The sequence below is a fragment of the Candidatus Poribacteria bacterium genome (assembly GCA_026702755.1).
GTDB lineage: Bacteria > Poribacteria > WGA-4E > WGA-4E > WGA-3G > WGA-3G.
The window spans coordinates 1-16,239 of sequence record JAPPBX010000063.1; the positions used below are offsets into that span (position 1 = coordinate 1).

The 16,239-nt window shown below is 49.1% G+C and carries 6 protein-coding genes; all 6 read left to right on the forward strand.

The genetic code is table 11. The features are described from left to right. Nucleotides 1-186: 186 nt before the first annotated feature. The 6 genes from OXH39_11670 (at nt 187) to OXH39_11695 (ending at nt 16,238) form a co-directional block, all read left to right on the forward strand. Complete coding sequence (locus OXH39_11670; GenBank protein MCY3551108.1) at nt 187-9,000, forward strand: tetratricopeptide repeat protein; 8,814 nt, start codon at nt 187-189, stop codon at nt 8,998-9,000. Between the two features lie 414 nt (nt 9,001-9,414). Beyond that, nucleotides 9,415-10,899: a hypothetical protein gene (locus OXH39_11675; GenBank protein ID MCY3551109.1), complete on the forward strand. Its 1,485-nt coding sequence runs from the start codon at nt 9,415-9,417 to the stop codon at nt 10,897-10,899. 112 nt (nt 10,900-11,011) lie between these two features. Beyond that, a complete protein-coding gene (locus tag OXH39_11680; GenBank protein MCY3551110.1) occupies nt 11,012-11,995 on the forward strand; it encodes a MoxR family ATPase in 984 nt (327 codons plus the stop codon). Then, nucleotides 11,992-12,882, forward strand: a complete 891-nt coding sequence (locus tag OXH39_11685) for a DUF58 domain-containing protein (protein ID MCY3551111.1) — start codon at nt 11,992-11,994, stop codon at nt 12,880-12,882. Before OXH39_11680 ends, OXH39_11685 begins: the two co-directional genes overlap by 4 nt. Nucleotides 12,883-13,016: 134 nt before the next feature. Next, nucleotides 13,017-15,071: a BatA and WFA domain-containing protein gene (locus OXH39_11690; GenBank protein MCY3551112.1), complete on the forward strand. Its 2,055-nt coding sequence runs from the start codon at nt 13,017-13,019 to the stop codon at nt 15,069-15,071. A 120-nt stretch (nt 15,072-15,191) separates the two neighbouring features. After that, on the forward strand, nt 15,192-16,238 hold the full coding sequence (locus OXH39_11695) for a hypothetical protein (GenBank protein MCY3551113.1): 1,047 nt from the start codon (nt 15,192-15,194) through the stop codon (nt 16,236-16,238). Nucleotide 16,239 lies beyond the last annotated feature (1 nt).

Genomic DNA, 16,239 nt, shown 5'->3' on the forward strand with positions numbered 1-16,239 from the left:
TGAAGGATACCCAGTATCCTGACTTTTGGCAACTATTATTTATGAAACACCCTCAATTAATTAGACATTGTGGAAGGCGAGGTTACAAACCTCGCCAGCGAAGGAGAGGTGTTTTGTGGGATGTAAAATCCTCAAAAGTTCTAAGTGCTTTTCCAAAGCTGCCTATTCACTCAAGGAGATCCTTCCATGTTTGGACGAGAAAAATTCTCAGTTGTCGTATGTGTGTTGTATCTTATATCCTGCACCTTTTATCTTTCCTCGATTAGTTTTGCCCAAGACGAACAGATCATTGAACGCTACAAACTAATGCTCAGTCGCAATCCGAAAGAGGGGAGTACGTTTGATCGACTCTACCAGTTTTATCTGGAAGGGACGGGTTTAGATGCTATGGTAACCGACTATCAAGCGGAGGCACAAGCCAAACCGGACGATTCAAACGTTCAACTCATCTTGGGACACATCTACAAACGTCTTGGAAAGGACCTTGAGACTGTTGCAGCGTATCAACGCGCTGTTGAGCTTGCTCCGAACGATTATTACGCGCATTTCGCGTTGGGACAGATGTATGCAACGTTGCGGCGGCACGAAGAGGCGATCGGTGCGTTGACGAAGGCAGCAGAATTGTCGGAAGAAACACAGGCGGCATCTCCTGAAGAGTTGATGGATGTATATAAAGCACTTGGGCGCGCCTACTTCAGTCGAGACCGGGTGGACGAAGCAATTGCGGCGTGGGGAAAAATCCCTGAACTTGATCCGGAAAACATCTTTTCCCGTATTGAACTCGCGGATCTTTTCCGAGAGCAGGAACTCTATGATCAGGCAATCGCACAACATGAAGCGATTATTCAACTTAAAACAGAGGATCCATATCGGATCTGCTTGAGTCGTCGAGAAATTGGGAACATTCACGAGGCAAAAGGCGATTATGAGGATGCCATTCAAAGTTACGATACTGCGATGGCTTTAACAGCACCGGGCAATTGGCTGCGGAAAGATCTTCAACACCGCATTATCGGTATTTACGCCGCTGATGGCAATTGGGAAGGGCTGATTGCGCACTATCAACAGAAACTTGAGGACACACCGAACGATCCCGAACTCATCGGTCTGCTCGCTGCCGCATACATTGAGAACCATCAATTAGATGAAGGTATCACTACATATCAGAAGGCAGCAGAACTCGCCCCGACAGACGCTGGAATCCGATTAAATTTAATCACCGCCCTCCGCAGTGCTGAGAAATTTGAAGACGCAGCAACTGCTTATGAATCCCTCAGCGAGCAACAACCTGACGATTTCGGCATCTACCGCGAACTCGGCGAGTTGTACTTGCAGTTGGAAGATGAAAGCAAGGCAAGGGCAACATATCAGCGGATGCTTGACCGAGACCCCGATAACGCAGGAACACACCTTATCCTCGCCGAAATTTATGCTGGAAATGACTGGATAGACGATGCCATCGCAGCATACCAAAAAGCGATTTCCGTTGACCTCAACAATCTTGACTATATTGAATTTTTCGGCGAATTCTACTTCCGTCAGGGAAACCGTCAAAAGACTGTGGAGACGTGGAATCAACTGGTTGCAGGTGACAAAGCAACTGCTGAGAACTATGACCGATTGGCGAAGTTACTTGATGCCAAGGATTTTCGCACCGAAGCCATCGCTGCGAGTCGGGAAGCGGTTACGTTGATGCCCGATGCCTATCGTTATCGTGAAGCACTGGCGCAGCGGCTCACAGAGACGAAGAACTACGACGAGGCATTGGCAGAATATGCTGAGGCGGAGAAACTCGCACCCAACGAATTCTTCGCTGAACAGATGGCTGACCAGCAAATCGAAATCTATCGGCGGCAAGGGACGCTTGTTGGAAAAATTGAGGCATTGGAGGCGGAACTTAACAAGCAGGAAATTGCTCCGGCTGATGCCTTTACCCAACAGAAGCAGCTTGCCAAGATGTACCTCAAGTTGGGTAATATTACCTACGCAATTGAAGTGCTTTTGAAGACGAAAGCACTCCAACCCGATGATATACTCATCAACCGTTGGCTTGCGGAGGTCTATACCCGACAGGGTTTGCGCGATGAAGCGGATGCTATCTACGCACATTTGATTGAAGTTGATAGTGCGAATGCGCGGGAATACTATGCAAACATTGCGCGCGCCCATCTGGCAATTATGGATTTTGATACTGCGACAGACGCAGCGAAACAGGCAGTGGCGCACAGTCCCCGCAATCCTGAAGGACATCAGATGCTCGCGTTGATCGCTAAGCAGCTTGGCAACTATGAAACCGCTGTTGACAGCCTCAAGCAGGCGATTCGCCTTCGACCAGAAGCGACCGATATACGTTCTGAACTGGCAGAGGTTTATAAAATTTCGGGGAATCCCCGACAGGCGATTGAGCAGTACTGGCGGTGCTGGGAGTTAAGCGAGAGTGTGAATGATAAACTTGCATTCGTCAAACCGCTCTCTGAGATATATTACGATTTGGGACGACGCGGTGAGTTAGAAGAAAAGCTGAAACAGATGTCGCAGACGAATACGTTTGGCGTAGGTCCTGTCGTTGCCTTGGCGGAGCTTTATCAGATGGAGGGCGACTTACCAAGCGCACGTTTCCAATTGGCGCGGGCATTAGATCAGGAGCGTGAAAATTCGGATCTGTTGGCACAACTCGTCAAAGTCAGTCTTGACCTTGGTGACACCCAAGAGGCACTCACCTATCAACAGCGACTCGCTAAGGCGCAACCCGATCCGATCCATCAGCAGCGACTCGGTGAGTTACTCTTTGATGTCGGACGCGAACAGGAGGCAATCCAAGCGTGGACAAAATTGCTGCATGCCAAGAATCAACCGCTTGAGGCGGAGATTCGGCTCGCGACTTTGCTGATTCGGCACGGGCTGCTCGATGAAGCGATTTCTGTCCTTGACCGCGCGGCGGAAAAGATAACGGGGACAGATACCCATATTGCGCTATATCAGTTCGGTGCAGCGTTGGTTCAAATGAACGAGTTTGACCGCGCACAACCTCATTTCCAACGGATTCTGGACATGCCCGAACCCCCTAAGAGCACAACACAGAACGTCACTGCGAGTCGTTCAGGGTGGGGTCCTCCTGGAATCAACATACGCAAATTCGATCTCCCGCAGCAACTCATCTGGGATATTCAAGGACAGCCCTTTGGAGGCAGCGGCGGACAGCGGTGGATACCGAAAAGCTTTGAGGAGGCACAAGCCGGTGCACTCGTGCAGTTGACAACAATCGCACAACAGCAGCGGAAATTGACGGAACTGATTGAACAATTTGAGGCAGAGGCGGACGCGAATCCGAAGAACGTCCAGAATCTCGAAACACTGGTGCAGATCTATATCTTGACAGACAACACCGACAAGACGAAAGAAACAATTGATCGGTTGCTTGCTGTATCCCCGAACGATCCTCTCTATCGAAGCCTGCGATTGAGTCGCTCAATGCGGCAGGACATTGATTATGAAACTTTGAAAAAATACCTTGATGAAATAACCGGACTGACACCCGAGGCACGACTCTGGTATATCGCTCAATATGCTGGCGATTTCTATCGTCGTGGATCGAAAGCAGATGCTGAAAAACTGGCGGCAGAGCTTGAGACAGCAGAGATAACCGATCTCGGCACCGGTTCAATGCTGGTGAGTACCCTCGCGCAGATGAACAGGACCGACGCGGCGGAGAGAATCCTCGCGCAACTTCCAATACCAGCACTTCCCACAGGACCCCAGACTTTGACGATGGGACGACCGTCACCTATACAGCAACAGTGGAGCCAATATAGAGGTATCTATCAGAGTCTCGTTAGTGCTTACGTTCGTGCGGAGCAGACAGACAAAGCGGTTGCCCTGCTCTGGACATTCTTTGAGCGAACTAAACCCTACACAGCGAGTGCACGGCGCGTCTCAAACATCGCACGCGCCTCTCACTCCTACAGTGGTTATTCACCGCTTCAATCAAGTTACCCATCGCCCACAACTTACTACGATCAGGGCCGTTTGCAGTATCTCCAGCAGGTTTTCAGCCAGTTGTGGATCGCAAATCAACAGGACGTTTTGTACGCCAAATTGCAGGCTGAGTTGGATGGCGCGAAAGGCAGGGAACGCATCTATCCGGGTTTAGCGTTGAGTTATTGCTATTGGTGGGAAGGACAGCGCGACAAATCAGAGGAAATCCTGTCGGCGTTGCAAAAGGAACTCCCTGATGACCTTACGCTCAAACTCAACACCGTTTTCGTCCTTGTTCAGACGGGACAGCATACGGAAGTGTTAGATTTACTTGAGGAACTTGCCGCGGCAGATCCAAGAAACCGCCATCAGTATTATAACCTCACACTCCAACTCGCCGCACATACAGGGGACACCGTCGCTGTCCGTGAGTTGGTAACAAAGGTACTGAATTCGCCGATCGGTGTTCGGGAACTGCATCAATTCTCGCAAAAACTCCAACAGAGTGGGCTTACGCAGTACGCCATCGCTGTCGCCAAGAAAGCAGCGGTGCTGGCAATGTCACAACGCGATCCAAACTTCCTGATAGATTTAGGGCGCCATTTAGAGGATTTAGGTCGCGGGAAGGATGCAGCGCGTATTGCTGAACGGGCCCTGCGTTTTGCGAACCAACGTGACCGGTACGGTCAGACGCTGTACTCATGGGATTTTCAGCAAGCATCACAAATGGTCGGGCGTTCCAAAGCCATACGGGAGCGCGAACCGCAATTGGTTGCGGCCGTCCAAAATGACCCGGATTCGTTCCAAGCGCGCGTCAAACTGGCGACCTTCTACGAAAGTACCACTCAACTGAAAAAGGCATCGGACGCGTTTGAGGCAGCACTTGAACTGCGCCCTAAGGACAACATGACTCGACAACGGTACGCGCAGATGCTCCAGCGAAGCGGGCAGGCGAAAGAGGCTGTTACCCAATACATCGTCCTCCTCAAAGACAACCCAAATGCGATGGGTTATAACTATTGGGAGGTAATGGAAACCTTCTTCCAGGCAAGCAAGGTTGATGAACTCGTTTCGCTGGCAAAAGAGATGATCGTGCCGTCTGTTGGCAGGAATTTCGGCAACGATTTCGCTCGAAGCGTAGCACGCGAGTGTATGGATAATAACAGAGCCAAAGCGGCGATTGAACTCTATGAAAAGATTATTGAGGTTCAACCTGACCAGACCTATACATATAACGATTTAGCGTCTGCTTACGCTGCTGTCGGTGAACCAGAGAAAGCCATCCAGTTCTTGCGTGAGAAACTAGACCATCTGGATAAGAAACTTACACAAGATTCTTATGCACAAGTCCAAATTGTAACGAAGCTTACCGAGCTTCATAAAACATCGGGTGGAATAGAAACGTTGGTAACGGAATATGAGGCGAAACTCGCTGAGAAGCCGGAAGACCCGGCGTTGCTCTACCTCGTTGCCTCAATGAAGATTGCTGCAGGCGATCTCGAAGGGTCAAAAACATTCGTTGACCGATTGCTTGATGATGATGCCGTATTAGTAAACAGCCGATGGTTGAACAGTCTCGCGGATGCCTATCGAACCGCGAGCGACCGGGACCGTGAACGCCTCCTGCTTGAGACCGCAATTGCAAAGATGAACCCAGGGGATACGTGGGGGCTCTCAGAAAGTTACCAAAAACTCGGCACAGTGTACGCTCGCGAAGACGAGAAGCAGAAAGCACAGGATGCGTTCCGTAAGATGGGAACACTCCGACTGTTGCAAGGGAGGGGTTTCTACGAAAAAGAGCAGATAGCGAACACATACATGCAACACGAAATGTTCGATGATGCCGAAGTACTCTTTAACGAAATCATCAATGATTTCTCAACGCAACAGTGGACGCGAGAGCAGGCGCAGCGGCAGTTGGCGGAGATTAAACGACGACGCGATGGACCCACAACTACAACCCGAACGCCTGAAGAAGTGCCGAAGTTCAACGTTGGAATGCAGCGAACATTAGCGCAGCAACATGCTCGGAGCGGTCAGGTCAAGAAGGCTATTGATATTTACGAGCAGATTGCAAAGGTGATGCCTGAAGACCTTGAATCACAAGCACAACTTGCAAGGCTTTATTCACGCCAAAATAAGCACGATAAAGCAGTTGACATCTGGAGCGCGTTACTCGAAGCGGACCCAGAGAATACGAAGTATCAGGACGGACTTGTTGATACCTACCGAGATGCCGACAAAACCGATGAGGCACTTGAACTCGCGCAGCAATACATTGCATCGGATCCGGAAAGTAGTGTTCACCATGTCCGACTTGCTGAGCTTTACGCTGCTGACGATCAAGTGGATACGGCTATTGACACCTATAAAAAAGCGATTGAACTCGGTACCGGCGATGGAGAGGCATACCTCAAGTTGGCGCAGCTTTATCTCCGTAAAGATGACCTTGACGCGGCAGAAAAAGCGTTTGCGGATGCCATTCAACACACCGGTGAGGAGTGGGAACGACGGAATATTGAACGGCAGCTCATGGATCTCTACCGCCGTCAAGGTAAGTTGGAGGAGATGCTAAAGCAGGCAGAGGAGGTAGGCACGCTGACGCTTGAGATGCAACAGGAGCGCGCCCAAGAGTACCGTAACGCTGGCGAATTGGAAAAAGCCGTCACTGCCTACAAGAAAGCATTGGAGATGACCTCCCAAAGATGGGATCGAAGTAACATCGCTAATGAGCTGCTACAAGTCTACGCGCAACTCGGCGAAAACGACTTGGCAATGGAACTCTATGAAACGCAGTCTCAGTCCCGCTCAACGGGTGTATCAATCCACCACGGTCCGTCAGGTATCAAAGTCATGTTCGGTGGAGATGAGGCACGTGAAACCTTGATTAACGCCTATAAGAATCAAGGAAAACTTGAAGCGTTGACGGACATCTTTGAGGGTAAGCTTGAAGCGGATGCGGATAATCCAGCACTGCTTGAGATGATCGCTGAAATTTATCGGAATGCCGACAATCATGAAAAGACGGCGGAAGCCTATCAGGCACTCTGTAAAGCGCAGCCCAGCAATGTCCGCGGTTTTTACTATGCTGCTGCCGCTCTCTATAAGACGAACCAACCTGAGTTGGCAAAAGAATTGATGGACCAAGGGGAAGTCGCGCTTTCGGCGAACAACCGCAGCGGGGATATGTGGTTCCTCGCGGCACTTGCATCTATCTGTCTTGAAGGGGAAATGTATGACGCTGCCATCAAATTCGTTGAAGATGCGATTGCTGCAAGTTCAAGATTCGGTGGTTTCTCGTCCGGTGTCGGGAATTTATATGGGATTCTTGGGAAGAGTTACTTAGGCACGAAACAGTACGAAGAAGCTGCTAATGCCTATCAACAGGTGGTAAACCTCTCCAGACACAATTATGAGCGGGATCGGGCGGAAGCATCCTTACGCCGGGTACATAGAGAAGGTAACCTTTATGAAAAGAAAATTCCCGAACAGTTGCAGCGGGTTGAGAACAATCCCGACGATCCGGATGCCCACTTCGAGCTTGCTCAAACCTACGAGTGGAGCGGTAAAGTTGACGAGGCAGTTGCGCAATATGAGAAAGTTGTCGAACTTCAACCCGATAACGCTGAGTGGCACAAAAAAATCGGCGACCTCACCCGAAAATCGCGTCAGGGAGACGAAGCCGCGCGCTTAGCGAAGGCGGGTGCTGCTTATGAAAAAGCGATTGAACTTGAGCCGACTTCATATCAATCCTACAGTTCGTTGGCACAAACGCACGTGAAAGCGGATCGGTTATCCGAGGCGGAGGCGGTATACCGTCGCGCCTTAGATGCTTCTCTTGAGGATCACGAATATAGTAGTGCCCTCCGAGGCATCTGGAAGCTGTACGCTGATGCGGATCAAGAGGACAAGGGCCTCGCTGTCCTTGAAGAAGTGAGGTCGGATTTTGACGAAAAAGAGCGCACAAATGCTATGCTACTTGAACTGTTAGGGGATGCCTACAAAGAAGCAGAGGATGCAGAAGAAGCGGACGCTGTATACGCCGAATGGCTGGCGATTCGACAGAAAGAGGTGAATCGGAATCAACGCGAGTGGGACTATCGTCTGCTTGCTGATCAGCTTCTGAGAAAGGGCATCATGCCGGAGGTGGCGTTGGAACTCGCCGAACGCGCCTCACAGATGCGGAGTGATTGGAGTTTCGCCTTAACGTTGGCGGATGCTTATGTCACGAACGACCGGTATGAGGAAGCATTGGAACAATTCAAGCGCGCTATGAACGGTATGAGTCAGAGATACTCAGATACGGGGAGGCGGTTTTGGTCAGGTGTTGCTCAAGCAGGCAAGAATGCCAAGGACGAAGAGCGTTACGTCGAAATGGTGAAGGAACTGGTAAATCTCCCTTCCAGTAATCCGACGACTCAACTACATGCCAATGTAGCATTGGCACAGTTCTATCATGAACGCGATCTCCCTGAGAAGGCGAAAGCGTATATGGATAAAACTGCCTTCATCGCTGAGAATGCGTGGTGGATCATTGGTACGTTTGACAATGCAGACGGAATCGGTTATAATAAGGCTTACATCCCGGAGACCGAGACGCAGTTTGACACAACTGCGGAATACGAGGGTGTAGATGAGCAGGTGCGTTGGAAGAAGCAGGCGGATGATACGTTCGATGGATTCATTGATTTTCGACAAATCCTCGACAAAAACGTCAATTGGAGTACAGCCTACGCTTGGACGACCGTGAACTCACCCGACGAGCGAAAAGCCCAATTCCATTTCAGCAGCGGTGTTCAGGCGAAACTCTGGTTAAACGGCGAAGAGGTCTTTACACATAGTGAATCCCATGACTTCGCGATGCATCAGGATACCATTCCGATAACGCTCAAAGCCGGTGAAAACGGTATTCTTGTCAAAGTTTGTAGTGAGAATACACACGCTTTGGGATTCTATCTACGGCTTACCAATATGGATGGAGAACCCTTTGCGGATTTAAAACTCAGCAGTTCAGAGGAGAATTAACTGGTAGTAGTAAATAATTCTGGGTTTGTAGTGGCGCAATTCACTGCTTTCCCTAAGGCAGGTAGTCTTGTAGGTTGGGTTGAGCGGAACTCAAAAGCAGGATGTGGTGTTACAAATACGCGTGAAGTTTGATAGGTGGTCATATCCACTTAACAACGCAGCGAAACCCAACTTCATACCGCCAGAATCTGGGAAATTTTGCAACAAAGGCGTTGGGTTTCACTCAGTTTCTGTTTGATGTAATGTGTATCGATGGATTTCATTCTCTTTAACTTTTCGGAGATTTGATGGAATCCGTTCAACCCAACCTACGCTGCTAAGGAGACTAAACTTCTGTAGGGATTTAAGTTATAGATGCGGTTTACAACTGCGCTCAAAGAACAGACATACAAAAAGTAAAGAAGGAGAAGCCTCATGGACGAAAAATTAATTCTCGAAAAAATTCGGCACGTCCGTCACCGTCTGAACATTCAACGGTATTTTCAGACCTTCGCGACGTTCCTCTTCTACGGATTTTTGGCGTGTGTTCCGTTAGTTATTGTTGACAGCGTCACGTCCTTTAACGTTCCACCCCTCGTTTTTCTTTGGGTGGTGCTCGGTATTGCTGTGAGTGCCTTTGCGGTTCGCCTCATTCGCCCTGTGAGCCTCTACGAGACGGCGCGGAGAATTGACACAGATGCTTCCCTCAAGGACCGTGTCATAAGCGGCTTGGAACAAATTCAGCAGCGGATTGATGAACCCTTGACGGCTCTGCAACTTCAGGATACCTCTAACAGGTTAAAAGCAGTACCCGTGAAGCAGGTCGCCCGCTACGTTGTCCCGCGCGAGACGAAATTCATTGTGCTCATCGCTGCTTTCCTCGTTACTTTTTCATTTGTTGAATTTTTCGCTCCCTCAGCAACTTCAACGGAGATTGACTTCTCACCGCAAATCGCAGCCGAAGCAGACACGCTGTTGAAACGGATTGAGGAAGTGAAGAAGGAGGCGGAACGGGACGAGGATACGGAGCTTGAGGAGCTCTTGGAAGAGATTGAGAAAAGAGCATTGGAATTGAAAAAACCGCAGATCGCTCCGAAAGAGGCACTTGCCAGAATGACTGAGTTGAGCGCGCTTTTGAAGACGAAGATTGATCCGCTCAAGATGGCACAGCAGCAAGAACTCATGAAGGGGTTAGGGCAACAGTTCATCGGTAATCCCTACCTCGGCGAATTCGGACACCAGTTGAAACGCGGCGATTATCAACAAGCAGCAACGAAACTTGACGACGTAACCAAAGATTTGCCAAAGTCCGATAAGGAGAAACGTCAAAATCTTGCCGATGCGCTCAAACGGGGTGGGAAACACCTCGAAGGTAGCGATCTCGATGGACTTGGAAGCGAGCTGTCAGGAGCAGGCGAAGGTTTGGATGGTGACAATATCGAAGGGGCAAGAGTTCGGCTCCGCGCCTCAAGCAAAAAGATTCGGGATCTCGCCCTCCTTAAAAATAGAAATGTGCGGTTAGCGGAACTACTTTCCGAATGTGAGGCTTGTAAGGCAGGTATCGCTGGGGCTTGTAGTGCCGCTGGAATTAATAAGGCTACGGGATTGGCAAAGGCACTGAGCGTCAGTCCGAGCAATGGGGTAGGCAACACAACATCGGCGAGTCAACTCGGTCAAGTGACATCTCTTGATTCTGTCTTGAATCTTGAACAGATTACGGGTGTCCAAGGAGAGGGTGCTTCGACCGTCCAAACCTCTAAGGCATCTGCAGAAGGACAACAATCCGCTGTGAGTTATAAAGAGGCGTACACGAAGTATCAGAAGCTTTCTGAGGATGTCCTCACCCAAGAACAGATTCCGTTGGGTTATAAGTTTTACGTGAAACGCTACTTTGAATCCATTAAGCCGAGTAGTAAATAGTTATCAGTTATTAGTTATTAGTTAAGAGATATGTTGTGGCACTGGCAGAAAATGTTACCACCACAGAGATTAACTGACGACTGACGACTGGAAACTATACTATAGGAGAAACATGTCCGAACACGCTGAAGAAAAATATGAAGAATTCCGTGAGACTTTCCTGAAAATACAACAAGAGGTTTCCAAACGAATTGTTGGGCAAAAGGAAATCATTGAGGGTGTTCTGATCTGCCTCATGACGGGAGGACATGCACTGTTAGAAGGTGTCCCTGGGTTAGGCAAAACCTTGCTAATCCGAACGCTGCACGAGGTGTTGGACCTCAAATTTTCCCGAATTCAGTTCACGCCGGATCTGATGCCAGCGGACATTATCGGTACCACTGTGGTTGCTGAAGATGAAGAGGGACGCAAGTTCTTTGAATTCCAACCCGGTCCCGTATTCGCCAATCTTATCCTTGCCGACGAAATCAACCGAGCGACTCCTAAGACACAATCAGCTTTGTTAGAGGCGATGCAGGAGAAATCTGTGACCGTTGCAGGACAGCAGCGGGAATTGGATCTGCCTTTCTTTGTTATGGCGACACAAAACCCTTTGGAGATGGAAGGTACCTACCCGTTGCCCGAAGCGCAACTTGATCGCTTCTTTTTCAAACTCAAGGTTGAATACCCAAGCCTTGACGAACTCGACCTCGTTATGGAGCGCACGACGAGACGTGAGATGCCAACTGTTGATAAAGTCTGTGATGGTGCGCAGATCAATATGTTGGAACAGAGTGTCCGGGATATTCTCGTCGCTGAGGACGTGCGTAGGTACGCCTTGCAGCTGATATTGGGTACACACCCCGAAGCAGAAGATGCCCCAGAACTCACCAAGAAGTATGTCCGCTACGGTTCGAGTCCCCGTGGCGCACAGGCGTTAATTCTCGGTGGAAAGGTCCGGGCAATTCTCGATGGCAGGTACAATGTTGCCCGTGAAGACATTCAAGCTGTTGCCTTGCCAAGCCTGCGGCATCGTCTCATCCTCAGCTTTGAAGGCGAAGCGGAAGGGATTGATCCCGATGGCATCATTCAGCATTTGCTGGAAGCGATTGAATGATGAACGATACACAGGCTGCCTTCGACAGCGAATTCCTCAAAAAACTTGAATACCTCTATATCGTCTCCAAAAAGATTTTTGCCGGACGCATCAAAGCGGAGCGGCGGAGTACACGCCGAGGTGTCAGTGTCGAATTTGCTGATTATCGCAACTATACCGCGGGCGACGATTTTCGTTATATTGATTGGAACGCTTTCGCACGTTTGGATGAACTCCTGCTGAAACTCTATGAGGAGCGGGAGGATCTGCACATCTATTTCCTCGTTGATGCGAGTCGGTCAATGACCTACGGCGAATTGCCGAAGTTAACCTACGCGAAACGCGTCGCTGCTGCGCTCGCCTACATCGGTTTATCCAACCTCGACCGGATTAGCATTACCGCCTTCAACAACACGCGTGTGCATCGGCTCCCGACAGAGCGTGGCAAAGGTAAAATTTTCACCGTGCTTGACTTTCTTGAGCAGATTAATGGTACCGGCGAAACGGATTTGGAGAACGCCTTCCACAACTTCATTCATACGACCAAACGCCGCGGGCTTGTCGTTCTAATTTCTGACCTCTTTGATCCGAGTGGGTTTGCAAATGGGTTGAATGTGTTGAAGTTTCAGAAGCATGAACTCTTCGTAATCCAGGTCATTGATCAGAAAGAGGTCACCCCCGACCTACTCGGTGACTATCATCTCATTGACGTTGAAACGGATCGGCTCCGTCAAGTCACTATCAACGAAAATCATATCAAACGGTATCAGGCACTTTTCAAAAAATATTGCGACGATCTGGATTTATACTGCACACAACGCGAAATCAGCCTTGTACGGACGACGACAGAATCACCCTTTGAGGAGCTCATCCTACGCATCTTCAGGATGGGAGGTTTCGTCTCTTAATAGTTGTCAGTTACCAGTTAAGACGCGTGATCGGTCCGATAAAACAGACTGCCACAAGTGACTCTTTAACTCTTTAACTGAAAACTGAAAGGTTTTCGCAGAAAACCGTACTGACAACTGACAACCGTTAAAAAATGAATTTCTTATCCCCGACCTCACTTTTTCTATTTGGGCTGGCTATTCCGATTGTCGCACTGTACATCCTCAGGCTGCGGCGGCGACGCGAACCTGTCTCCACACTGATGTTCTGGGAGGAACTTTTCAGAGAGAGACAGACGACCTCACTGTTTCAGAGACTGAAGCATCTCCTATCGCTCCTGCTGCAGCTCCTGTTTCTGGCACTTTTGGTACTTGCTGTGGCGCGACCGCAGTTCGCGTTTCTAACGAAGTCGGCTCGGCAGCTCGTATTGATTATTGACCGGTCAGCGAGCATGAACGCCGTTGAGGATTCCGAGGGACGCACGCGGTTGGAATCTGCTAAGCAGCGTGCACTGCAAACAGTAGATGGTCTCCGTTTCATGGACGAAATGACTGTGATTAGTTCCCATACGCAACCTGTAATTCACAGTCCATTTACCAATCACCAGAGATCACTGCGGGAGGCGATTAACGCAATCAAGCCAACCGACATCAGCACGGACCTTGAGCCAGCATTTGATTTAGCATCCGCGATTGCCCAAACGAAGCCCAATCCCGAAATCGTTATCTTCAGCGATTTCCAGTCTGTTTCCGAATCGCTGCTTGTTAAACTCAATAGTAAAGTAGAACAGGACAAGGATACCGAAGAACCAGACTCAGAAATCAAGCACCGTCTGGTCAGGATAGGAGAAGCGAAAAATAATGTCGGTATCACGCAGTTCCGCGTCCGAAAGAGTCTCGTCAACCCTTTTGATTACGAAACGCTTTTGCGCGTCGTGAATGCCTCAGAGGAGGAGCGACAGTTCAACGTTGAACTCTATTTCAAGGAGGACCTCTTTGACGTGCGTCCCTACACGCTTGCGCCGGGCGAAAGCAAATCCGAGATTTTTAGCAACTTTACATTTGAAGGCGGAGAACTCAAAGCCGTTTTGGATATTGAAGACGCACTCTCCACGGACAACGTTGCTTATGCGGCACTCCCGAAGCGTGAGCGTATCTCTGTTCTGCTGGTGACAGAGGAGAATCCATTTCTTGAAAAAGCACTCGCCGTTGATGAACAGCTTGATCTCAGCGTTGTCACACCAGCGGCGTATGAATCCTCTGCACCACTTGAAAGCCATGACTCGGAAGGCAAGCGTGCCTATCAGGTCGTCATCTTTGACCGATACAGTCCGCCGACCCTTGGCGATGGAAATTACATGTTTATCTATCCACCGGCTGGTTCTTCATCTTTAGAAACTTCCGGCACGGAACTGAAATGGAACATCGGGGCATCCTTGGAAACACCGATTATCACGGATTGGGAGCGGACACACCCAATTCTACGGCATGTTCATCTTGAGAACGTTCAGATCGGTGAGGCGTATCAGATTACGCCACCGGCGACAGCAGAGGTGCTTGCCCGTTCATTTGAGTCACCTGTGTTGTTTGTTGACGTTGCACCGAACCGGAAAATTGTCTTCGCAGCCATTGATATTCTGCAATCTGATCTGCCGCTTCGCATTGCCTTTCCTGTGATTATTGCCAACACGATTCAGTGGTTTCAACAGCGTACGGGGATCCAAGAATACTATCTCCAAACAGGGGAAGTCCTACAACAGCGGATTGAACCGCTATCGGAAGCGGATTCACCCCAAGACGTGCCGAGAAGTGTAACAATCACGGGACCTGGAGATGAGACGTGGGAGATGCCTATTGAGCAGGGTGAGATACTTTTTGATCAAACGCAACGTGCCGGTTTTTATGAACTGAAACTTGCGAATGGATCGTTATCGGAGGCAACCACACCTACAAGAGAGGAGGATTCCCCATTGGAAGCAGCCGCTTCTGCAGAGGAAGAGAATGACGGAATTTTGTGGGCAGTCAATCTCGCTGATGAAATGGAGTCACACATCGGGACAGACGCAGCAATTGAGGACCTGCTCGAAGAATCGGTGTTACCGAGCGGTGCTGCGCTTTTGCACTATCCACCGTGGGTTTATTTGGTATTCCTCGCTGTCGGATTGAGTGTTGTCGAATGGTTTTTATATCAACGGAGGCGAATCGATTAAGGTAGTAGGGGCGAGGTCACCTCGTCCACACGGATTGGGGGATTCAGTCTGGGAATAGACTGAATCCATTCCTTGTATTACATCCCCAACCGCTACGATGCTTGGTGAACGGAGATATAGGTGAACAACAGCAATACATTCACACCTCAACCGATGAGATTTGCCGAGATTCTGGACACAACCTTTAGTCTCTATCGGAAGCATTTTCTATTATTCTTGGGCATTATTATTCTCTATTTCTGTGGGGTTTTGGTAGAATATTTATCTGAAAGGTTCCTTCCTGAATTCTCTGGAAAAAATTTTGTAGTCGATCTTGTTGATATACCTTTCACGCTTATAAGTATGGGCGGAATAATCGTAGCGACGGCTACAATCTATTTAAGTGGGCGTATTACAAGCCGAAATGCATTGAAGCAAGCCAGACATCGGTTCTGGCACGTGTTGGCGTGTGCTTTTGTATGGAGTTTGGCTTTTGATATATCAAGGATTGGTGTCGTTTTTCCTATGATTTCTATGATAAATCCTATAACTCGGTGGGCTCCGGGTTCTCCTGTTGATACCGACCCTCTAATACATTTTTCCTACATGCTCGCTTTTCTTAGGTTAGTTTCTATGCCTTTCTCAATCTATCTTCAGACTCCTTTGTGGCACATCATCAGTTTTTTACTATTTTTTGTGATGAAACCAGGGTTGTTATGGATACAGTTGATTCTGTTCGCCTTTGTACCTTTCTCAATTTACTATGCCGTGCGTTGGACATTCGCTACCTCAGTTGTTCTGCTTGAGGAATCCCCTATCCGACGCGCGTTTAAGAGGAGCAGCGGGCTAACCCGTGGTAATTGGTGGCGAGTGTGGGGAGTGCTAATCTCCTTTTCCGTGTTAACCTTCGCTGTTCAGCGTATCTTGGAGAGCACAGTCGGATTCATTCTTATTTTAACAAGATTGGCGGGTGCGGTAAGCCCTATGGACATCTTTCGATGGGCGGTAATGTACACGTCCATTGATGCTGATCCACTGTTCTACACGATTATGATGTGGACGGGTTTCATCGTTAGAACGCTTGTTTTTCCGATTTGGGTCATCGGCATTACACTTTTGTACTTTGATTTACGAATACGAAAAGAGGGATTTAATGGCGAAATGCCACTAAACAATACCACTAACTGAA